21 protein-coding genes are annotated in these 21,616 nt (G+C 44.2%); 2 read left to right on the forward strand and 19 right to left on the reverse strand.

Annotated elements, in window-relative coordinates; translation table 11 throughout:
* Positions 1-1,244, reverse strand: a 1,244-nt coding sequence (gene eat, locus B2Y23_RS11125) for an ethanolamine permease (RefSeq protein ID WP_291370818.1), incomplete at its 3' end; no start/stop codon positions are given.
* Positions 1,245-1,462: 218 nt separating this feature from the next.
* Between eat and B2Y23_RS11130 the strand changes: the two genes are divergently transcribed.
* Positions 1,463-1,885: a hypothetical protein gene (locus B2Y23_RS11130; RefSeq protein WP_291354429.1), complete on the forward strand. Its 423-nt coding sequence runs from the start codon at positions 1,463-1,465 to the stop codon at positions 1,883-1,885.
* 220 nt (positions 1,886-2,105) lie between these two features.
* Here the strand turns inward: B2Y23_RS11130 and B2Y23_RS11135 are convergent, their stop codons facing one another.
* Positions 2,106-2,867 carry a ferredoxin--NADP reductase gene (locus B2Y23_RS11135; protein ID WP_291370820.1) on the reverse strand — a complete coding sequence of 254 codons (762 nt, stop codon included), beginning with the start codon at positions 2,865-2,867 and terminating at the stop codon, positions 2,106-2,108.
* An 85-nt stretch (positions 2,868-2,952) separates the two neighbouring features.
* Here B2Y23_RS11135 and gigC point away from each other — a divergent pair, with 85 nt between their 5' ends.
* A complete protein-coding gene (gene gigC / locus B2Y23_RS11140; protein WP_291370822.1) occupies positions 2,953-3,840 on the forward strand; it encodes a LysR family transcriptional regulator GigC in 888 nt (295 codons plus the stop codon).
* Positions 3,841-3,893: 53 nt separating this feature from the next.
* Here the strand turns inward: gigC and B2Y23_RS11145 are convergent, their stop codons facing one another.
* The 17 genes from B2Y23_RS11145 to ndhC all read right to left on the reverse strand — a co-directional run.
* Positions 3,894-4,481 (reverse strand): cold shock domain-containing protein, encoded by a 588-nt coding sequence (locus B2Y23_RS11145; protein WP_291370824.1) that lies wholly within the window; start codon positions 4,479-4,481, stop codon positions 3,894-3,896.
* A 72-nt stretch (positions 4,482-4,553) separates the two neighbouring features.
* Positions 4,554-5,288: an excalibur calcium-binding domain-containing protein gene (locus B2Y23_RS11150; protein WP_291370825.1), complete on the reverse strand. Its 735-nt coding sequence runs from the start codon at positions 5,286-5,288 to the stop codon at positions 4,554-4,556.
* A gap of 184 nt (positions 5,289-5,472) precedes the next feature.
* The gene (locus B2Y23_RS11155) at positions 5,473-5,766 is read right to left on the reverse strand and encodes a cold-shock protein (protein WP_291354351.1); all 294 of its coding nucleotides are present in this window, start codon (positions 5,764-5,766) and stop codon (positions 5,473-5,475) included.
* A gap of 83 nt (positions 5,767-5,849) precedes the next feature.
* Positions 5,850-6,485 (reverse strand): uracil phosphoribosyltransferase, encoded by a 636-nt coding sequence (upp, locus tag B2Y23_RS11160; protein WP_291370826.1) that lies wholly within the window; start codon positions 6,483-6,485, stop codon positions 5,850-5,852.
* Between the two features lie 121 nt (positions 6,486-6,606).
* Complete coding sequence (nuoN, locus tag B2Y23_RS11165; RefSeq protein ID WP_291370828.1) at positions 6,607-8,100, reverse strand: NADH-quinone oxidoreductase subunit NuoN; 1,494 nt, start codon at positions 8,098-8,100, stop codon at positions 6,607-6,609.
* Between the two features lie 3 nt (positions 8,101-8,103).
* Positions 8,104-9,708: an NADH-quinone oxidoreductase subunit M gene (gene nuoM, locus B2Y23_RS11170; protein WP_291370872.1), complete on the reverse strand. Its 1,605-nt coding sequence runs from the start codon at positions 9,706-9,708 to the stop codon at positions 8,104-8,106.
* Positions 9,709-9,715: 7 nt separating this feature from the next.
* Positions 9,716-11,605, reverse strand: coding sequence for an NADH-quinone oxidoreductase subunit L (gene nuoL / locus B2Y23_RS11175; protein ID WP_291354348.1), 1,890 nt, complete (start codon positions 11,603-11,605; stop codon positions 9,716-9,718).
* The gene (nuoK, locus tag B2Y23_RS11180; protein WP_291370830.1) at positions 11,602-11,910 is read right to left on the reverse strand and encodes an NADH-quinone oxidoreductase subunit NuoK; all 309 of its coding nucleotides are present in this window, start codon (positions 11,908-11,910) and stop codon (positions 11,602-11,604) included. The genes nuoL and nuoK overlap by 4 nt, the downstream gene beginning before the upstream one ends.
* Positions 11,910-12,428 (reverse strand): NADH-quinone oxidoreductase subunit J, encoded by a 519-nt coding sequence (nuoJ, locus tag B2Y23_RS11185; RefSeq protein WP_291354427.1) that lies wholly within the window; start codon positions 12,426-12,428, stop codon positions 11,910-11,912. The genes nuoK and nuoJ overlap by 1 nt, the downstream gene beginning before the upstream one ends.
* Complete coding sequence (gene nuoI / locus B2Y23_RS11190; RefSeq protein ID WP_291354347.1) at positions 12,428-12,970, reverse strand: NADH-quinone oxidoreductase subunit NuoI; 543 nt, start codon at positions 12,968-12,970, stop codon at positions 12,428-12,430. The genes nuoJ and nuoI overlap by 1 nt, the downstream gene beginning before the upstream one ends.
* 18 nt (positions 12,971-12,988) lie before the next feature.
* Positions 12,989-14,005 (reverse strand): NADH-quinone oxidoreductase subunit NuoH, encoded by a 1,017-nt coding sequence (nuoH, locus tag B2Y23_RS11195; RefSeq protein ID WP_291354346.1) that lies wholly within the window; start codon positions 14,003-14,005, stop codon positions 12,989-12,991.
* Positions 14,006-14,008: 3 nt separating this feature from the next.
* Positions 14,009-16,687 (reverse strand): NADH-quinone oxidoreductase subunit NuoG, encoded by a 2,679-nt coding sequence (gene nuoG, locus B2Y23_RS11200; protein WP_291370832.1) that lies wholly within the window; start codon positions 16,685-16,687, stop codon positions 14,009-14,011.
* Between the two features lie 11 nt (positions 16,688-16,698).
* Positions 16,699-18,027, reverse strand: a complete 1,329-nt coding sequence (nuoF, locus tag B2Y23_RS11205) for an NADH-quinone oxidoreductase subunit NuoF (RefSeq protein ID WP_291354344.1) — start codon at positions 18,025-18,027, stop codon at positions 16,699-16,701.
* Complete coding sequence (gene nuoE, locus B2Y23_RS11210) at positions 18,024-18,533, reverse strand: NADH-quinone oxidoreductase subunit NuoE (RefSeq protein ID WP_291354343.1); 510 nt, start codon at positions 18,531-18,533, stop codon at positions 18,024-18,026. Before nuoE ends, nuoF begins: the two co-directional genes overlap by 4 nt.
* 14 nt (positions 18,534-18,547) lie before the next feature.
* Positions 18,548-20,335: an NADH-quinone oxidoreductase subunit C/D gene (nuoC, locus tag B2Y23_RS11215; RefSeq protein WP_291370834.1), complete on the reverse strand. Its 1,788-nt coding sequence runs from the start codon at positions 20,333-20,335 to the stop codon at positions 18,548-18,550.
* A gap of 87 nt (positions 20,336-20,422) precedes the next feature.
* Positions 20,423-21,100, reverse strand: a complete 678-nt coding sequence (locus B2Y23_RS11220) for a NuoB/complex I 20 kDa subunit family protein (RefSeq protein WP_291370836.1) — start codon at positions 21,098-21,100, stop codon at positions 20,423-20,425.
* Between the two features lie 6 nt (positions 21,101-21,106).
* A partial coding sequence (gene ndhC, locus B2Y23_RS11225) for an NADH-quinone oxidoreductase subunit A (RefSeq protein WP_291370838.1) occupies positions 21,107-21,616 on the reverse strand: 510 nt, incomplete at its 5' end.

Genomic DNA, 21,616 nt, shown 5'->3' on the forward strand with positions numbered 1-21,616 from the left:
GTAATGATTCCACCCGGTGCTTTATAGGGACGTGGCATATCGGGTTTTGAAATTTTCAGTTTGATATACGCCATCATCATCAATACATAAGAAATGGTGGCACCAAACACAGCCATCAAAATAAGTAAATCGCCCTCTCCAGTTAATGACAGCATAAAACCAATAATACCCGGAATGATAATTGCTAAATGCGGAGCATGGTTGTTATTTGTTAAAGAGAGTTTTTTCGGTAAATAGCCGGCACGTGAAAGCGCAAAGACTTGGCGTGAATAGGCATAAATGATCGAGAAGAAACTGGCAATTAAACCGGCCAAACCGACAAAGTTTACAAAACCAGCAAGCCAGGTACTTTCACCATAAACTGCTTTTAAAGCATCAACCAAGGGCGCGCCTGAATTTTTTAAAGCATCTGCGCCCGCTGCGCCTGGACCTAAAATCAAAATACTCAAGGCAAAAATCGCCAGAATAACCATAGAACCAATTAAGCCACGCGGTAACGATTTATGCGGCTCCTTGGCTTCTTCAGCGGCTAAAGGCACGCCTTCCACTGCCAGAAAAAACCAGATTGCATAAGGTACTGCGGCCCAAATGCCTAAATATCCTAAAGGTAGCAATACACTCGAACCCACCGCGTCAGTATTGACTGCAATATTAAACAGGTTGGCACGATCAAAATAAGGTACCATCGCCACAATAAAAACCAACAATGCGACAGCGGCAACGGCGGTAATTATGAAAATGATTTTTAATGCTTCCCCTGCACCTTTTAAATGCAATCCCATAAAAAATAGATAACAGACCAGATAAACCATCCAGCCTCCAATGCCAAACAAGGATTCGCAATAGGCGCCAATAAAACAGGCAATCGCAGCAGGTGCAATGGCGTACTCAATTAAAATGGCCGTACCGGTCAAGTAACCGCCTAATGGACCAAAAGCCGTCCGCGCAAAACTGTAACCGCCGCCCGCTGTAGGTAACATGGTCGACATTTCTGACATGGCTAAACACATGCACAGGTACATGACTGACACAATAATGGTGGCAATAAACATTCCGCCCCAACCGCCTTGCGCCAAGCCAAAATTCCAACCGGCAAAGTCACCTGAAATTACATAGGCAACTCCTAGACCGACCAAAAGCAGCCAACCGACAGCGCCTTTTTTTAATTGACGTTGGGCGAAATAGTCTTCTGTCACGTTTCCCGCTATTGGGGCATTTTCTATTACGGTTTTAATTTCGGACATACGCACCTCTTATTCTATTTTTTGCAATAACAAAATAAATGCATAAGCCATACCAGTTTTGAAAATTTGGTAAAAAATGCTTTAAGTAACTGTTGCAGCAAAATAAAGGCAGTGCATTTTTATCTTTAAGCTTAAATCAAGATGAATCTGGCTAAAGGTGCTGAAAGGTTTAAAATGAGCTATAATTGTGCACCTTGTTTTTCATGCTGCTTAACTTTATGGCGTATCGTCAGCAATCTGTAACGCTTGATTTGGACACTGACGTCACTCATCAATGTTGCTTGCATTACACTCGTGATGAACATCTCATTGGTATTATTGAATTTAATAAACCAAGTTACGTGCTTAAATGGGGTGATCTGGAATATTTCCGTCGTCGTACCGAAGAGTTTTCAGTGATGCCTTTCCCTGAATGTATCAACGCAATGGTAATCGATATTCGTAATATTGCCCCGTTCTTAGACAATGAAGTGCCGATTATTCCTTGGCGCTTATTGGAAGAAGAATGTCCAATTCGTTTGGTGGTGCCACAAGATCGTCTTGAACATTATGCGGGTCTGTTTGAACCGACATGGCTCACCAGCGATGTGGAAACCGCCATTCAAGAAATCCGTGAATATATTGATATGTTTGTACACTAAGATAATGATATTAAAAAACCTCCACTGTGGAGGTTTTTTTGTGCTTTGTATTCCCTCTCCTTTTAGGAGAGGGTCAGGGAGAGGTCTTTTTAATCACATTCCTAACAACCTCATAGTATTGAACATTCAAAAGAAGAAAAAACATTTCATTTATTGGCTTCTTACTGCTTTGTACCCTCACCCCATCCCTCTCCCATAGGGAGAGGGTGAAAATATGCTATTACCAATAATTCTCGACTGCAATATTGCCTTCACCACGGCGGTTCATGATCAAACCACGTGCTTTTAAGGCTTCTTTGGTATCTTCTACCATTTGCGGATTACCACACAGCATGACATGGCTGGTTTCCACATTAAATTGCAAACCTGCCGCTTTTTCCAGTTCACCATTTTCAATCAGTACCGGTAAACGCTCATGCAATGCTGCGTTTGGATCACGGGTGATAATCGGAATAAATTTAAAGCCAGTATGCCCTTCGCCAAAGGTTGCAGCAATTTCCTGAATACGCTCTACATACGCCAGTTCAGCTTCGGTGCGCACACTATAAACCAGATTAATCTTTTGATATTTAGACCAGGTTTCAAAGTCTTGCAGCATCGATAAAAACGGTGCCAACCCCGTACCTGTACCTAATAACCACAAGTCATTCGGTAAGGGTAACTGGTAGCGTGCCAGGGTTAAAAATCCATAAGGGATTTTTTCCAGGTATAGTTCATCTCCAACTTTGAGATGCTGCAAATTTGAGGTAAAAGCGCCTTCTGGCACCACAATTGAAAAGAATTCCAGGGTTTCATCAAAAGGTGATGACACCACGGAATAAGCCCGAACCACCAGTTCATCACCCACTTGTAGGCCAATACGTGCAAACTGTCCTGCAGTAAATTTAAAATGCGCAGGTCGTGTCATGGTAAAACTGAATAAGGTATTGGTCCAACGGTGTACGGATAAAACTTTTTCTAAGCTAAATTTTTCAATTGACATGATTTCAACGTGGCATGAAAGACTGTGCTCATGGTAGCATGACAATATAATTTATTAATATTTTTTAAATGTTAAGGCTCTATTCATGCGCATGACCTTACGCCAGTTGGCTGTTTTTGTAGCAGTCGCACAAGAAGGCACAGTAACCAAAGCCAGCGATGCCGTTAAGCTCACGCAAAGTGCTGCAAGTATGGCTTTAGCAGATTTGGAAGATGGCTTGGGTGCTCCACTGTTCGACCGTCTCGGTAAACGTCTACAATTGAATGACTTAGGACGTTATCTATTGCCACAAGCATTAGAAATTTTAGGTCGTTGTGATGCATTCGAGCAGGCAGCCAAAGGTGAGCTACAAAGTATCGACTTACGCTTAGGGGCAACGCTCACGATTTCAGATTACTTAATGCCCGATTTAATGGCAGATTTCCTTCAAATTCAGCCACAAGCGCATTTACAACTGCAAGTCGGCAATACTCGTCAAATGATTGAAGCTGTGAACCAGTTTCAGCTGGATTTAGCTTTAATCGAAGGTTCATGCCACCTCCCGCAGTTACAATGTATTCATTGGCGTGATGACGAACTGGCCGTGTGTTGTTCACCAAATCATCCGCTTGCACAGCTTGAACGAACATTAACCCCTGCTGACTTTAAGGCCGCAGGTGTAGAATGGATTTTACGTGAAGAAGGTTCAGGCACCCGTGAAGTTTTTGATAATGCAATTCTCAAAGATTTACCCGATGCCAATATCCGTTTAACTCTGGGTCATAATGAAGCGATTCTTAAAATTGTCGCAGGCGGTTTAGGCATGTCCTGTATTTCCAAACTCGCGATTGAACCTTTACTTGAAAAAGGTCAGTTGGTGATTTTGGATACTCCATTCTGGCAATTGACCCGTCCATTGTTCATGCTGGTACATCGTCAAAAATATCAAGGACCAGGTCTTAAAGCTTTTATGAAATTTTGCGAAGATAAGTGATTTCAGCTTTTAAAAAGCGCCCGTGGAGGGCGCTTTTTCATTTTCTACTTGTTTTACCAGCGTGAATCATTTTCACAAGGTTCACCATCATTGTTACCATCCATTTGTGTTCCCGGACAATTACGCACAAACCAGCGTGCTTCATCACGAGAATTCATTTGTGAACAATGAATACGTCCATCACAGTGATAACTGTTTAGACTTGAATTAACTGGCTGCTCGACAACCGTTTGTACAGTAATCGGTGCTTGTTGTGAAAGTTGCCAACGCTGGTATTTACCGTAGGCCATATAAATCAGTACACCAATAACAACCAGACCAATAATAGTGGTGAGGAATCCTGCATCTTGCTTATCATTTTTACTTTGACGGTGTCGGTAATTACTCTTCTCTTTTACTCGACTCAGCGGCGTATGTGATACAGATTCAATTCTCACATCTAAGCGAACAATATTTTCGGCTTTTAATTTACCGTTATCTTCAACAATACGGAACTTTAAGTTCTCGCCTATTTTAGGTTCGATATTTTTATTGGGAAAATCTTTGATATGAAAAAATAAATCTTTCTTTTCCCCATTCACATCAATAAAGCCAAAGCCACGCTCAGTGTTATAGCTTTTGATTGTCCCCTCAGCAAACATAACAATCTCTTATTGTTTAAATCTTATGCCGAGGATTGTAATAAAAAAGCGCCCGCAGAGGGCGCTTTTTTATTACCAACGTGAATCATTTTCACAAGGTATGCCATCACCATCGCCGTCCATTTTATGATTTGGACAGTTTTGCACGTACCAAACCGCTTCTGCTCTTGAATTCATTTGACTGCAATGCTGCCGTTCATCACATTTAAATTGGGTGGTTGCTAGCTTAATACCATTTTGCTGGTCAATACTGGCACTGATTTTTTCTGAGCGCGGTTTATTGGTATTGTACGTTTCACCAGCTAAATTACGCTGACCCTGCTCCGACAAAACTGCTGCCGGTAAATCTCCCAGTGCTTCTCGCTGCTCTGAGACAATGCGCTGTTGTTTGACGATCAACTGTTGTGCTTTCAATTGCTCTGCAGTGCGGTAATCCTGATATTTGCCGTAAACCATTACAGCCAGCACGACAATCACGATTAATCCCAGTAGGGTAAAAATACTGCCTTTACGACTATTTTTATTATAACGTGGTGAAGCACTTTGCTTGATCTGAACTTGAGGCTCTGCATAAGTTTGAGCCTTAGCTGCAGATTGCTTTAAATCCAAGCGCACAATCTGAGCGGCTTTTAGTTTCCCGTCATCTTCCACAATACGAAACTTTAATTTTTCTCCAATTTTGGGTTCAACAGTTTTATTTGGAAAATCATTGATATGAAAAAATATTTCTTTCGATTGTCCTTTAACCTGAATAAAGCCAAAACCACGGTCCGTGATATAACTTTTTAATTTCCCCTCAACAAACATATCTCACTCTTTTAATTGCTATTATTTTTTTATTTTAATAAAAAAAGAGGCTTTATACCCCCTTTTTTTATTCATGCAAAAGTCGAATATTAACCTGCTTGCACTGAAGTAAAGTTTTTATCCAATCTTTCACCCAGAGCTGACCAGATATCACTTTGAAGTCTTCATCTTAACAGGTGAATATTCAACGTTTAAAATTCGACAATAAAGCAGATGTAATAGATTGGTTGTGTGAAGCAATCTTCGATTTTTTCGCTTTTGCTGACTTGTCTTCAACGCGTTCTATACGAACCGCCTTGTACTTATCGCCATTTTCAACAGCCACGAATGTCACACGTTCATTACGTTTTGGTTCGCCTTCTGCCGCAGGGAAATCTGAAATATGAAAGAAAATATCTCCTTCAGCTGAACCAATAAAACCAAAGCCTTTTTCAGGGTCATACTTTTTGATTTTACCCTGATGTAATTCATCTTTCATGCTGTCGCCCTATGCTCAAAAATGCCATGTCTACAGTATATAAAAAAAGAGGCTCGAAGCCTCTTTTAATTTGCCTTCAAGAATCAGTCTTTTTGCACTGAACCAAAAATTTTATCGCCCGCATCGCCCAGACCTGGAACGATATAACCATTTTCATTCAGACCGTCATCAATAGAGGCTGTAAAAATTGTTACATCTGGGTGTTTTTCTTCTACTTTTTTAATACCTTCAGGTGCCGCAACCAAAACCATTACGCGAATATCTTTACAGCCGCTTGCTTTTAATACATCAATTGCTGCCACCAATGAAGAACCTGTTGCCAGCATTGGGTCAATGATCATCGCTAAACGGTTTTGTACATCAGGTACTAATTTTTTATAGTAAGTACGTGCTTCCAAAGTTTCTTCATCACGTTCAAGACCAAGAACCGATACTTTTGCACTTGGAATCAGGTTCAAGAAACCATCTAACATACCAATACCGGCACGTAAAATCGGCACAACAGTAATTTTTTTACCGGCAATACGGTCTACGCTGACTTTGCCATTCCAGCCATCAATTTCATGATCACACATCGGCAAGTCTTTGGTTGCTTCATAAGTCAGAAGCATGGTCACTTCTTGTGCTAATTCACGGAAGTTTTTTGTACTGATGTCTGCACGACGCAGCAAACCAAGTTTATGTCGGATAAGCGGATGACGGATTTCATGAATAGCCACGGGAGAGCACCTAAAAGATGAGATAAAATTTCATCTATTATAAATGTTTTTTATATCTCTTATAAACAAAAAAGCCCCCTATCTAAGGAGGCTTTTTCAAAAAACTTATAGTTTTTTTAGATTATTGCTGAGATAGCATGAAATGCAATGGAGATAAAATCTCGGCCTGAAGCGCCAATTTGATGATTGGATCAGGATAAACACCAATGATCAATACCGCCAATGCAGCAGCCAGCACCATCATACCACCCACTTTTTGACCCCAATGTTTATCGGCATCAATACGTGGTGTATCTGGCGGTGTCATGTACATTACCACCATCACACGAAGGTAATAATACAGACCAATACCTGAACCAACTACAATCATTGCAGCTAGGAACCAGTGCTGAGTCGTTACAGCAGCCATCACCACCAGGAACTTACCAATGAAGCCTGCAGTTAATGGAATACCCGCAAGTGACAACATCATCACAGTCAAGGTAGCAGTCAGTACTGGACGGCGCCAGAACAAACCACGGTAGTCAGCCAAGCTTTGAGCTTCATCTGCATTGTTATACGGACTTGACATCAACGCTACCGCACCGAATGCACCAATAGTCGTCAATACATAAGTGATCACATAAACAGATACGTTACCCAGGCTTGCATAAGTCATGCTGACTAAACCAATCAGCAAGTAACCGAAGTGCGCAATTGAAGAGTAACCTAGAATACGTTTCAGGTTGACTTGACGTACTGCAAGGAAGTTACCCACCAGAATAGAAAGCACCGCAATAATCGTGATGATGGTTACGATTGAATCTACCAGGATTGCACCTGAAGCCAGTAAATAACGGACAAACAGACCAATAGTTGCTACCTTAGCCACAGTCGCAAGGAATGTCGCGATTGGCGCTGGCGCACCTGCATACACGTCTGGTGTCCATTTATGGAATGGCGCAAGAGACAGTTTGAATGCAACGGCAAAGACAATTAAGCCTAGACCTAGAATCACCATTGGTTGGTTCAGCGCTTGCATCAAGGCCTGAACATTGTCATAGAAAGACAATGAACCGGTATATGCATAGATATATGCCATGCCCATCAACAACATTGCAGAAGCAGTTGCTGAAAGAACAAGGTATTTAATACCCGCTTCTAATGATTGTGAACGTTGGTGCGTATAAGCCAAAAGACCGTATACAGGAATCGACATCAGCTCAAGGCTAATGAAGAAAGATGTATAATGAGAACTTGCAACCATCAACATTGCACCCGCGACCGAGCACAGCATCAAGATATACAGTTCTTCACGGTTATCTTTATAGCTTTCAATATAAGCATGTGACAAAGTACAGCAAGCCAGTGCAGCAATCAGGATGACCAATTGGTAAAGCAAGGTAAATGGGTCAAGCATAAACATGCCCATGATGTTCGCCGGTGCAAACGCACCACCGAACATAGCAATCAGGACATAGGCTGCAGCAAGGTTCAAGCCAACGACAGAGGCTGTTGCAATTAAATTATGGTTACGTTTAATTGCAATGAGAAGCATCACTACGATCGCAGTTAAAGCCACGATCATCACAGGAGCTAATGGCATAAGCTCAGAAAATGACATTGTGAAGTTCATGGCTTATTGGATCTCCACATTTTGTTGAGATACGACCTGTTGAGTCGCATCGACAACTTCTTGAACTGGGATATAGCTGTTCGCTAACCACGCCATGCTTGAATTTGAAATATCAAGGAAGCTTTGTGGGTAGATACCGAGCCATAGTAGACCAAAAGCACACACTAACAGAATAACAATTTCACGCGCATTCAAGTCTTTCAGCGGGTTTGTATAATGTTGTTTTTGCTCTTCATTTGGCGTACCAAACAATGCTTTGTGAATCAGGATCAAGCCGTAAAGACCTGCCAATACCAAGCTGATTGCTGCCAAAATAGTGAAGGTCGGGAATCTATCGAATGAACCCATCAAAATCAGGAATTCACCAATAAAGTTACCTAAACCTGGAATACCTACAAGCGCAGCAACAAAGAACATCAAGAAGAATGAAAGGTATTGGAACTGACCGCGAATACCGCCCATTAAACGTAAGTCACGTGTATGTAAACGCTCATACACCTGACCACACATAATGAACAAGGCAGCAGATGAAATACCATGTGCCAGCATCATGATCATTAAGCCCTGGAACGTTAAGATATTACCTGCGTAAAGTGCAAGTAATACAAAGCCCATGTGCGAAATTGAAGTATACGCAAGCAAACGTTTCATATCGGTTTGCTGGAAAGCACACCAAGCACCGTAGAAGATACCGATTAAACCGAAAATGATCGCGATGTCTGCAAACTGTGCAGAAGCCGCCGGGAAGAATGGCATTACAAAACGAAGCAGACCGTATGCAGCAGTTTTAATCAAGATACCTGCCAAGTCGACAGAACCTGCTGTCGGTGCTTGAGCATGGGCATCTGGTAACCAGCCGTGCAATGGGAACACGGGAAGTTTTACCGCGAAACCAATGAACATACAGATCATCAAGGCATAAGCCACTGATGGTAACTGTGCATCAAGCGTATTCGCCACACCTAATAGGTAGTTATAATCGAAGCCGATCATGCCCGTCATCATGTAACCGTAAACCACAAGGCCTAGGATACCGATCAGCATGATTAAACCCGCTACCTGGGTATAGATGAAGAACTTGGTCGCAGCATAGACACGTGACTTGTTGTCCGCACCTTTATGACCCCATAACGCAATCAGGAAGTAGATTGGTACCAGCATCATCTCCCAGAAGAAGAAGAACAGGAACAGGTCAATTGCCAGGAACACGCCAATTACGCCACCCAAAGACCATAAAAGGTTTAAGTGGAAGAAACCAATATTCTTTTGAATCTCGCCCCATGAACAGCCTACTGCAAGTACACCCAGTAATGCAGTCAAGCCGACCATAAGCAGTGATAAACCATCCACAGCCAAGTGGATGTTAATGCCAAGGGTTGAAATCCAAGGCAGCATGAATTCGGCAGACCAAGTTGGAACTTTGGCGCCGAGTTCGTAGTTATAAGTACCCGAATTCCAAAGCGCAACGGTTAAGCCCAAAGTAATGAGCATGCCGAATAGCGCAATGTAACGCGGGAGTTTATCGTCAAGCTTGTCGACGATCCAGCAAATAAAACCTGCAATGAACGGTACGAGGATCAGCGCGGGTAAAATCCAGTTGTTTGTGATTTCCATCTTATTTCCCCACTACCTGAATCACGATCAAGATCATCAGTAACACCACTACACCGAGTGACATACTTGATGCGTATTCACGCAATGAACCTGTTTGACGTGAGCTGGTAAAGTCGTGACCACCTTTAACAATGGCAGGAAGCACTAACCACAAACCATCAATCGGATCACGACCTAAAATTTTCGCAATCAGCAAATATGGTTTTACAAATACGATGTTATACAACGCATCAAAACCAAGTGCATTACGGCAGATATTGGCAAGACCGGCACCGAATGAAGTACGGGCAAAACCTTTCACTGCATTATAAGCAAAGGCAAATAATACGATACCCACCACAAGACCAGCCAATGCAATACCCACGGCTGTATATTCAGCACTGTGCATACCGTGTTCAAGTGCTTCAGAAACGCTGAATACTGGAATATTGGCTTTGGTTAAAGCTGCTTCTACCGGTGCTTTTAAGAAATAAGCCAGACCAGTTGAAAGTACGGCAAGGATACCCAAAGGCGCCCAATATGTTGCACCTTTGATTTCGTGATAAGGCGTGTTCTCTTTACCAAAGAATACAACCCAGATTAAACGGAATGTATAAATTGAGGTTAAGAAAGCACCTGCAACACCGACCCAATAAAGGCTGTTATAAACTGCTACAGACTGACCTTGAGCCCATACTGCACCCAAGATTGCATCTTTAGAGAAGAAGCCGATGGTCAAGAATGGAATCGCAGCCAATGCACCGCCACCAATTGCGAAGCAGGCAAACAGAAATTTGTTATGTTTGAACAAGCCACCCATTTTGAAAATGTTTTGTTCGTGGTGGTAAGCCAGAATCACCGCACCAGAAGACAAGAATAATAATGCCTTAAAGAATGCGTGTGAAAGCATATGGAACAGACCCGCCTGGTATGCTTCAGCACCTACAGCCATAAACATATAACCGAGCTGACTCATGGTTGAGTAAGCCAAGATACGTTTGATGTCTGTTTGAACCAATGCAGCAAAACCGGCAACAATCAATGTTACCGCACCAGTAATCGAGATGAACATCATCACTTCTGGCGTCATTTCAAACACGGAGAACATACGGCAGCACAGGTAAACACCTGCTGTTACCATTGTCGCAGCATGGATCAACGCAGAAACAGGTGTAGGACCTGCCATCGCATCGGCCAACCATGTTTGTAATGGAATTTGCGCAGATTTACCGGCAGCACCCAAGAACAACATTAACGATGTCCAGATTGCCAGTGAATGATCACCTGCCAATACTTGAGGTGCGTTGGCAACGATTGTACCAATATGCAAAGTACCGAATTGTTGGAAAATCATGAACAATGCAATCAGTAAGAATACGTCACCGATACGGGTTACGGTAAATGCCTTAATGGCTGCAAAACCATTTTCCGGGTTTTGATAGTAGTAACCAATCAGCAAGTAAGAACAAAGACCTACACCTTCCCAACCCAGGAACAATAACGCCAGGTTATCGCCAAGAACGAGAAGCAACATGCTTGCTACGAACAAGTTGAAGTAAGAGAAGAAACGTGCAAAGTCTTCGTCACCACGCATGTACCATGATGCAAAGATGTGAATCAGGAAACCCACACCAGTAATCATACCGGTCATCAGTAATGACAGACCGTCCAGGTGCAAGCTCATGCCCGGTGCAAAACCACCGACATTGAACCAGGTCCAAAGATGTTGAACCTGAGCGACTGAACCATTGTCTACAAAGCCCATGCCGGCAATCAGTGCAAATAAAGCAGATAAACCGACTGCCCCAACACCAATAATGGCTGCTACATTTTCAGGAAGCTTATTGCGCCCCGCCGCTAACAGGACAAAACCAATGAGCGGAAATAAAATTGTTAAATATAGATAACTCATCCGCGCATCTCACTAGCAGCATCCACATCCAAATGATGGAAGCGATGGTAGAACTGAAGGACGAGCGCAAGACCAATACAAGCCTCTGCAGCAGCAAGGGTTAAAATCAGAATGAACATGATTTGTCCATCTGGCTGTAACCAGGCACTACCTGCAAGAACAAACGCAAGCGCAGCCGCGTTCATCATGATTTCAAGGCTCATCAACATAAATAATAGGTTGCGTCGAACCATTACACCGTAAAAACCCAGTGCAAAAAGGATGGTTGCAACGATTAAACCGTGTTCTAAAGGAATGTTGCCCATTATTCTTTTTCCTCTGTTGCACTTGGTTCACGTTTACCCAAATGATATGCAGCGACTAAGGCAGCAAGCAATAACATTGCGGCAACTTCTACCAATAATAGGTAGTGAGTAAAGAGCGCTGTACCTACAGCTTTAGGTCCCACAACTTGAGTGCCCATTACCGGACCTGAAGTTGTGTAATCTGAACCAAGCATCCAAACAAGCACTAGGCCCATCAGGAAACTCATCAATGCTGGATATGCCCATGCCGATGAAGTCAGCCATTTACGTTCCTGTTCAACCGTATGTTGACCAAGATTCAGCATCATCACCACGAACACGAACAACACCATGATCGCGCCGGCATAAACAATAATTTCAAGTGCACCTGCAAATGGCGCACCCACGATCATGAAAATCCCTGCCACAGCAAGGAGTGACACGATCAGGCTTAATAAAGCATGTACAGGATTCGCGTTGGTCACAACACGAATCGTAGAAACAATGGCCACAAGTGCCATCAAATAAAATGGCCACATCATGGTAATAAGCTCCGTACGTCAACTGGCGCGCTTTCGCGTTGTGCTTGACCTTTATCTTTACCTGCAACAGCCATACCGGCTACGCGGTAGAAGTTATAGTCAGGATATTTACCAGGACCTGAAATGAGCAAGTTTTCTTTCTCATAGACCAAGTCTTGACGAACGTATTCACTTAACTCGAAATCTGGTGTCATTTGAATTGCTGTGGTTGGACATGCTTCTTCACACATACCGCAGAAAATACAGCGAGAGAAGTTGATGCGGAAAAACTCCGGATACCAACGCCCATCTTCTTTTTCTGCTTTCTGTAAAGAAATACAGCCTACAGGACAAGCAACCGCACATAGGTTACATGCCACGCAGCGTTCTTCACCATCTGGGTCACGTGTCAATACAATACGACCACGGAAACGCGGCGGAACAATTTGTTCAGCTGGTACTTCTGGATATAAAATGGTGTCACGTTTACGTGTCACGTGGCTAAATACCATCCACAATGAACGTACAATTGACCCGAATCCAGCTAGAATTTTATACATTTTGTACTCCCTGCTGTCCTAGGCCTGATTCATCAGAATCACAGCACCAGTCACCAACAAGTTGACCAACGCCAATGGCAAACAAATTTTCCAACCAAAGTTCATTACCTGGTCATAACGTGGACGCATAAGTGAACCGCGCGCCAAGACAAACATCATTACAAAGAATGCTGTTTTGATAATGAACCAGAATACTGGTGGAATAAATGGAATTTCTAGGTTAAATGGTGCTAACCAACCGCCAAAGAATAAAGTGACGATCAATGCTGAAATAAGAACCACGTTGACATATTCTGCAACGAAGAACATACCCCATTTCATACCGCCGTATTCGACGTGATAACCTTCCGCCAATTCTTGTTCAGCTTCCGGTTGGTCAAATGGATGACGATGCGTTACTGCAACACCAGCAACAATAAAGATAATGAATCCTAAGAATTGTGGAATCACAAACCAGACATCGCGTTGTGCTTCAACAATTTCACGCATGTTGAATGAACCGGCAATTGCCACTACACCCATCAGCGAGATCCCCAGGAACACTTCATACGAAATGGTTTGGGCTGCAGAACGCAGACCGCCCAATAACGCATATTTGTTATTTGAAGACCAGCCGCCGAACAGTACTGCATAAACCGCGATACCTGCCATTGCCATAAAGAACAATAGGCCGATGCTCATGTCTGCCACACCTAAATTTGGTGAAACAGGAATAACCATGAACGACAGTACCGCAGTTGCCATGGCAACTGCAGGTGCTAAACGGAAAGTCAGCTTGTCAGCAAACTTCGGTGTCCAGTCTTCCTTGAACATGATTTTCAGCATGTCGGCAACGATCTGGAACATCCCCCCGGGACCAACACGGTTTGGACCGTAACGGTCTTGCCATAATGCAAGTAAACGACGTTCGATGAATGACATCAACGCAGCGACAAGCACCACTACAAGCAGGATCACAATCGCTTGACCTACAGCATAAGCGATTGGCCAGTTCTCAGCCCATAGCGGTGTTTGACGTATAATTTCTTGATTCATGAATTACACTCCTACCGCGACTGAGACAGGCTCTGCAAGTGAAACCGTTGGTGCAAGACCAATTGGATAACCGATATAACCCGTAGGTAAATATTCAATCACTTGAACTGAAAGGCTGATTGTCGCCTCACCTGCTTTCACAGTAATTTTTTGACCATCTTGAACGTTTAGACGCGCAGCATCCTGCTCACCTACTGCAAACATGGCAGCAGGAATACGAGATTCCATGGCCGGAGTTTTCACAGTAAATTCACCAGAAGCGAAGATATGATGCATTGGCACCAAACGGAAACTTTCGGCATTGACAAGTACTGCTGCCGGAGCCACGAAACTGCGTACAGGGCGTTTTGCCAAACGATCGAATAAACGAACGCCTGAATCACCACCTTTTAAATGACCACCCACGTTATCCTGGAATTTGTTCCAGGCTTGTGGAGAGTTCCAGCCTGCAGACCATGCGAATGGAACCAGTGGAGATGGCGTTTCATTACCCACATAACCTTCCATAGAGAACGTTAATGCAGAATCGACATCAATTGGCTGTTTCGGTTCATGAACTGAAAGCGGAGCACGCATTGCAGTACGACCTGAATAACGACGTGGTTCACGCGCAATTTTCAAGCCATGTACACGGTAACCCGCATCTGGTGCAACATCCTGAATTGCTTCAAGCGCAGGAACGTTTTTCACCACTGATTCAATCACGTCATCCAATAATGTCCAGGAAATCGCTTTGCCTTTCACACCCGTTTCAATGGCATGTAACCAGCGCCAAGATTCTTTGATTGCCAGTTCAGGTTTGTAGTAGCTTGGGTCATACACTTGGTAGAAACGTTGTGCACGGCCTTCTTGCGATACCACAGTACCATCACCTTCAGCGAAGCTTGCAGCAGAAAGCACAACATTGGCTTTTTTCACAGTTTCAGTTTCTGAATGATCAAGAACGACCACTTCTTTGCCTGAAAGTGCAGCATTCACTTGTGCAGCTGGTAAACGACGGTAAAGGTCATTTTCAACAATCACCACTGTATCGAAGTCTTGTGCAAATGCTTGCTCTAGGCTTTGCCCACCAAAGATTGCCAAGCCCATTGAGTTCACTTCAGGAACAGTCAAGGTCAAGCCTGCATTACCCAGATTCTGTGCAACTTGTGCAGCAGCTTCCATGATGGCAGCGTCTTGCAAACTTGTACCAGAGATGATCAGTGGTTTCTTCGCAGCTTTTAAAGTGTCAGCGATGGTTTGAGCAAATGCTTTCGCATCGTCATCTAAACCAAGAATCGCTTCACCTGCAACTGCCGCAGCAACCGCAAAACCTAAACGCGCGATGTCGTTAGGAGAAGCAACCACTTCACCTGTCGCAACGTCAGCTAAACGGGTTTGAGTCGCAGCAAGAATGTAGATTGGAGATTTTGCATCTTGAGCAATACGTTGTACCGGCTCAGCCAACCATTCTTGAGTACGGCGTTCTGCCGCCATTTCTTTAGCTTTGTTTTTCGCAGCCTGGCGAACAGACAATGCCATACGTGGCGCAGTTTGGGTTAAGTCTTCACCCAGAATCAACACTGCATCGTAGCTTTCGATTTCACGCATTGTCGGGTTATAAACACCCTCGGTTTGCATGATTGAGGCAGCAAGCTCAACCAGGTTTTGCTCTTTTTGCGACATACCGGTTGAGTAGTTGTCTTGACCTACAAGTTCACGAAGTGCGAAGTTCGATTCAAGTGATGCACGCGGAGAACCAATACCCAGTACTTTTTTACCCTGGATATTTGCAATCACGGTATCAAGTGCTGTATCAACTGAAACAGTCGTTACATTTTCACCATCACGGAATTGCGGCTGACGTGGACGGTCTGCACGGTTCACATAACCTGTACCAAAACGACCTTTGTCACAAAGGAAATATTGGTTAACGTCACCATTGAAACGGTTTTCTACGCGACGTAATTCACCATAACGTTCACCCGGAGAGATGTTACAACCTGAAGAACAACCGTGACATACGCTTGGCGCATACTGCATGTCCCATTTACGGTTATAACGTTCTGAGTGAGTTTTGTCGGTGAATACACCTGTAGGACATACTTCAGTCAGGTTACCCGAGAATTCAGACTCTAAAGTCCCTGATTCTGGACGACCGAAATACACACGTGATGCGTTGGCATACACGCCGAAGTCCGTACCACCAGCGTAGTCTTTGTAATAACGCACACAACGGTAACACGCGATACAACGGTTCATTTCGTGAGAAATGAATGAGCCTAGCTCCTGGTTATAGTGCGTACGTTTAGTGAAACGGTAACGACGACGGTCGTGCTGTGTCATCACAGTCATATCTTGTAAATGACAGTGACCACCCTCTTCACAGACTGGACAGTCGTGCGGGTGGTTGGTCATCAAGAATTCAACAATCGAAGCACGGAAATCTTTGGCTTCTTTGTCTTCAATCGAGATGTAGGTATTGTCAGATGCAGGCGTCATACATGACATGACCAAACGGCCACGCGTATCTTCTGGATTCGCGTACTGGGTCACGGCACATTGACGGCAAGAACCGACAGAACCTAAGGATGGATGCCAACAAAAGTATGGAATATCAATGCCAAGACTCAAACATGCTTGTAGCAAGTTTTCCGAGCCGTTGACTTCATACGATTTGCCATCGACATGAATTGTAGCCATAGTCGAATTCCTTAAGCTTGTTCTACGGAGCTAACTTGAGCGGCGGCATTGACTACCTTCGCTTCAAATTCGCCACGGAAATGTTTGAGTGCGCCCATAAGTGGTTCCATCGCACCAGGTGCGTGAGCACAGAAAGTTTTACCAATCCAAAGCTTACGAGTCAGTTCTTGTAAGTGATCGATATCTTCTTTCTTACCTGTACCGTCTTCAAGTGCTTTCAGCGCTTTCACCGCCCAAGGCAAACCATCACGGCAAGGGGTACAGAAACCACATGATTCACGTGCAAAGAATTCTTCTAGGTTACGTGTTGCTGAAACCATACATTGGGTTTCATCCACAACCATCAACAAACAAGTCCCTAAACGCGAACCTGCTTTCATGATGCTTTCCGCATCCATAGGAAGATCGATATGCTCGGCAGCCAGGAAGTCAGTCGATGCACCACCCGGTAACCATGCTTTCAGTTTCAAGCCGTCGCGCATACCACCAGCGTGTTCTTCAATCACTTCACGTGCAGTGGTACCAAATGGAAGTTCCCAAAGACCCGGGAATTTCACTTTGCCTGATGCACCGTAAATTTTAGTGCCTGGATCTTTCGATTTACCTTCAGATAAACCCACATACCATTCAGGACCACGCAGCATGATTGCTGGCAAATTGTTGTAGGTCTCAACGTTGTTCACAATCGTAGGACGACCCCAAGCACCTGCAACCTGTGGGAATGGTGGCTTGGTACGCGGGTTGGCACGGCGACCTTCAAGCGAGTTAATCAATGCAGTTTCTTCACCACAAATATAACGACCCGCACCGGTATGCACGTGTAAATCAAAGTTCCATCCAGAACCCAAGATGTTTTCACCCAAGTAACCTTTGGCACGAATTTGCTCTAAAGCTTCGTTCAGGTATTGAGCGGCTTCGATGTATTCACCACGGATGAAGATATAACCCTGAGTTGCTTCAAGCGTATAGCCTGCAATCAGCATACCTTCGATCAATTGATGTGGAAGCTGTTCCATCAACAAACGGTCTTTAAAGGTACCCGGTTCCATTTCATCGGCATTACAGATCAGGTAACGCGGACCGCCATCATTTGGCGCCATCAATGACCATTTAATCCCTGCCGGGAAACCTGCACCACCACGACCTTTTACAGTCGCCGCTTTAATCACTTCAAGCACATCTTTCGGAGGCATAGTCAGTGCTTTTTTAAAGCCTGCGTAACCTTCAAGCGCTTCGTAATCATCAGCATTACGAACGTGTTCCTGTTTGCTCAAACGCCATGTTAATGGGTGAGTTTCCGGGTTACCGTCGCCATAAATTGGTTTTGGTTCAGTATTCATACATACTTCTCCAATAACTGTTTAATTGAAGTCACTTCAACCAAACCGTGCGTATCTTGATCAATCATCAGGGTTGGACCTTTGTCACAGTTACCCAAACAGCAAATTGGCAATAAAGTAAAACGACCATCTGCAGTCGTTTGACCAAACTGGATACCCAATTCACGTTGGAACGCTTCTGCCAAAGTTTCCGCGCCCATCAAGAAACATGCGATTGAATCACATAATAAAATTACGTGACGACCAACCGGTTGACGGTAAATACGGTTATAGAAAGTCGCAACCCCTTCAAGATCTGCAATACTCATACTTAACAGCTGAGCAATTGCATTCATTTGTGCGTCATCTACCCAGCCGTTACGGCGTTGTACACACTTCAGCGCATCTAAACATGCAGCACGTGGGTACGGATAGTGACCAATGTGATGTTCAATTTCATGGATTTCATCAACAGTCAAAATCCCTTCAACATTCACACGTGGCTTTTTATCAGTCAAAATCATCATAATGCGTTTACCCCTTAGCGATCCACGTCAGCCATTACGACGTCAATTGTCGCTAAATAAATGATTAAGTCAGATACAAGGCTGCCATTAATCACAGAAGGCATTTGCTGTAAATGGGTGAAAGTTGGTGTACGAATACGGGTACGGTAACTCATGGTTGACTTGTCTGAAGTCAAGTAATAGGTAGACGCACCTTTTACCACTTCTGCCATCACAGATGCTTCACCTGCCGGCATTACAGGACCCCATGACACGCTTAAGAAGTGCGTAATCAAGGTTTCAATATCTTGCAATGTCTTGTCTTTTGGTGGTGGAACAGCCAGTGGATGGTCTGCTTTGTATGCACCAGAAGGCATGTTGTCCAAGCACTGTTTGATGATTTTCAGTGACTGTTCGATTTCACGGAAGTGAACAATGACACGTGCATAAGCATCGCCTTCGTACTCAACCGGTACGTCGAAGTCATAATTTTCATAACCGCTATAAGGACGGTATTTACGTACGTCGAAGTCAATACCTGTGGCACGCAGACCAGTACCAGTCACACCCCAAGCCAATGCAGATTTTGCATCGTACTGAGCAACATTACGTGTACGACCTACAAACACCGAGTTTTTCAGTGCTGCCGTGTAGTACTCGTTCATACGCTTCGGCATCCAGTCCAGGATTTCGCGAATCAGATGCTGCCAGTTGTTAGGAAGGTCATGTGCTGTACCACCAATACGGAACCACGCCGGGTGCATACGGTAACCAGTGATCGCTTCAATCGCGTCATAGATTTTTTGACGATCGGCGAACATGTAGAACACAGGCGTCATACCGCCGGCATCCTGAATGGCTGTACCGATATACAACAAGTGGTTATTGATACGGAACAGTTCCGACATCATGACACGGATACATTGTGCACGGTCAGGAACGGTGATTCCCGCCAATTGCTCCACACCCATGACATAAGGCATGTTTTGCGCACAACCACCGAGGTAGTCAACACGGTCGGTATATGGAATGAATGAATGCCAGGTTTGACGTTCAGCCATCTTTTCCACACCACGGTGGTGATAACCGATATCAGGCACACAGTCTTTCACTTCTTCGCCGTCCAGCTGCAAGATGACACGGAAAGCACCATGCGCAGATGGATGGTTCGGACCCAAGTTCAGGAACATGAAGTCTTCGTCGGCATTACCGCGTTTTAGACCCCAGTCTTCAGGGACGAAACGAAGATGCTCTTGTTCAAAGTCCTGCTTCGCCTGGTTCTGCATATACGGGGTATATTCAGTCGCACGAGCAGAATATTCCTTGCGAAGTGGATGACCTTCCCAATACGTTGGCAACAAGATACGACGGAGCATTGGATGCCCTTCGAAATTGATCCCGAACATGTCATAAGCTTCACGTTCATACCAGTTGGCATTTGGCCAGATGTTGGTCGCTGTTGGAATATTGAGATCACTCTCATTCAACGCAACTTTAATACGGATATCCGTATTACGCTCTAGCGACAACAGGTGATAGAACACAGTGAAGTCTGACGCAGGCAAACCGTCACGGTGAGTACGCAAGCGCTCATCTACCGCAGACAAGTCGAACAGCATCACGTAAGGACGTGACACCGTACGCAAGAACATTAAAACTTCTTGTACACGTGCGCGCTCAACCCAGACTGTTGGAAAGTCTTCAAAAGTCGCTTGCACATAGAAGTTCTCACCAAATTTGGTTTTGAGCTCTTCTATAATTGCAAATGCTGGGCGTGAATCAACAGGTGTTGATTCTGGCATAGCAATGTCAGTTTCAGCCATTGGCTTGGCTTCCTATTTAATACAAATTCAGTCAACCTGAACGACAATTACACCCAGACCGGGTGCATCAATATTTTGTCGCCTAGATTATTTAATTTCATCCATAGAGCGTAAGTTTTTCACTGCAATACGTTCAGCATTCTTACGGTCACGTTCTGGCTGCATCTTTGGCTTATACACTGGCTGAAGATCATCACCAATAACCGCTGAAAGTGGACGGCGCTCTAATTGAATTTGGTCTTGTAACAACATTAATGCTTGCAATAATGCTTCAGGACGTGGCGGGCAGCCCGGGATGTACACATCGACAGGAATGATTTTATCCACACCTTGTACCACAGAATAAATGTCGTACATACCGCCAGAGTTTGCACAAGCACCCATCGAAATTACCCATTTAGGCTCTAACATTTGCTCGTATAGACGCTGGATTACAGGTGCCATTTTCACGAAGCAGGTCCCTGCAACGATCATTAAATCCGCCTGACGTGGTGAAGCACGAATAACCTCGGCACCGAAACGTGACATATCATGCACACCGGTCAAGGTGGTTGCATATTCGACGTAACAGCATGATGTACCGAAGTTAAAAGGCCATACAGAGTTTTTACGGCCCCAGTTTACAGCTGTGTGTACCACGTCCTCTAAGCGAGTCATGAACACATTTTTATTCACTTCTTCTTCAAGCGGATCGGTGACGATTTGACGCTCTTGAAGTGGATATTGATCAGCATCCGGATTCGCACGGGTTAATGTATATTTCATCCCGTATTACTCCTTATCAGAAGATGCAGTCGCAGATTTTTTCACACGACCAGATGATTGAGCTGGAATTTGACCCGTAGGATCCACAACCAACTCTTCAATAGAATTGAAGCGCGTAATGTCGGCAAGGTTCATATTTGGTGAACCCACTTTCGATTTCATTACTGCTGCTTTGATACGATCGGTTGGTGCCCAGTTTAATGCGCCTACAGCAATGGCATAAATCAAAGCAATCAATAAATCGACCACAAAAATCACAACAGTGGTAAAACCGAACCAACCTACTTCACGAACTGATGTAGCCCATGCGTAGAGATACAGTGCTTCTAAGTCAAATACCACAAAGAAAATAGCAACCAAGTAGAACTTTGCAGATAAGCGGATGCGTGCTCCACCAGCACCTACCACGCCTGACTCAAATTGCTCTTGCTTTGCACGGCCCCATGATTTACCCCCAAGGAGTAAAGGAACTGTGAGCATAAAGACACAAAGAAATGTAACGCCGATCACGAAGGC

The sequence above is a fragment of the Acinetobacter sp. UBA5934 genome (genome assembly GCF_002430855.1).
In the GTDB taxonomy this organism is placed as follows: Bacteria; Pseudomonadota; Gammaproteobacteria; order Pseudomonadales; family Moraxellaceae; genus Acinetobacter.

Excerpts from the sequence above, each read along its gene's own strand:
- B2Y23_RS11130 (WP_291354429.1), top strand. The coding sequence starts at position 1,463 with ATGGCGTATCGTCAGCAATCTGTAACGCTTGATTTGGACACTGACGTC.
- B2Y23_RS11135 (WP_291370820.1), bottom strand. The coding sequence starts at position 2,867 with ATGTCAATTGAAAAATTTAGCTTAGAAAAAGTTTTATCCGTACACCGT.
- gigC (WP_291370822.1), top strand. The coding sequence starts at position 2,953 with ATGCGCATGACCTTACGCCAGTTGGCTGTTTTTGTAGCAGTCGCACAA.
- B2Y23_RS11145 (WP_291370824.1), bottom strand. The coding sequence starts at position 4,481 with ATGTTTGCTGAGGGGACAATCAAAAGCTATAACACTGAGCGTGGCTTT.
- B2Y23_RS11150 (WP_291370825.1), bottom strand. The coding sequence starts at position 5,288 with ATGTTTGTTGAGGGGAAATTAAAAAGTTATATCACGGACCGTGGTTTT.
- B2Y23_RS11155 (WP_291354351.1), bottom strand. The coding sequence starts at position 5,766 with ATGAAAGATGAATTACATCAGGGTAAAATCAAAAAGTATGACCCTGAA.
- nuoN (WP_291370828.1), bottom strand. The coding sequence starts at position 8,100 with ATGAACTTCACAATGTCATTTTCTGAGCTTATGCCATTAGCTCCTGTG.
- nuoL (WP_291354348.1), bottom strand. The coding sequence starts at position 11,605 with ATGAGTTATCTATATTTAACAATTTTATTTCCGCTCATTGGTTTTGTC.
- nuoK (WP_291370830.1), bottom strand. The coding sequence starts at position 11,910 with ATGGGCAACATTCCTTTAGAACACGGTTTAATCGTTGCAACCATCCTT.
- nuoJ (WP_291354427.1), bottom strand. The coding sequence starts at position 12,428 with ATGTGGCCATTTTATTTGATGGCACTTGTGGCCATTGTTTCTACGATT.
- nuoI (WP_291354347.1), bottom strand. The coding sequence starts at position 12,970 with ATGTATAAAATTCTAGCTGGATTCGGGTCAATTGTACGTTCATTGTGG.
- nuoH (WP_291354346.1), bottom strand. The coding sequence starts at position 14,005 with ATGAATCAAGAAATTATACGTCAAACACCGCTATGGGCTGAGAACTGG.
- nuoG (WP_291370832.1), bottom strand. The coding sequence starts at position 16,687 with ATGGCTACAATTCATGTCGATGGCAAATCGTATGAAGTCAACGGCTCG.
- nuoF (WP_291354344.1), bottom strand. The coding sequence starts at position 18,027 with ATGAATACTGAACCAAAACCAATTTATGGCGACGGTAACCCGGAAACT.
- nuoE (WP_291354343.1), bottom strand. The coding sequence starts at position 18,533 with ATGATGATTTTGACTGATAAAAAGCCACGTGTGAATGTTGAAGGGATT.
- nuoC (WP_291370834.1), bottom strand. The coding sequence starts at position 20,335 with ATGGCTGAAACTGACATTGCTATGCCAGAATCAACACCTGTTGATTCA.
- B2Y23_RS11220 (WP_291370836.1), bottom strand. The coding sequence starts at position 21,100 with ATGAAATATACATTAACCCGTGCGAATCCGGATGCTGATCAATATCCA.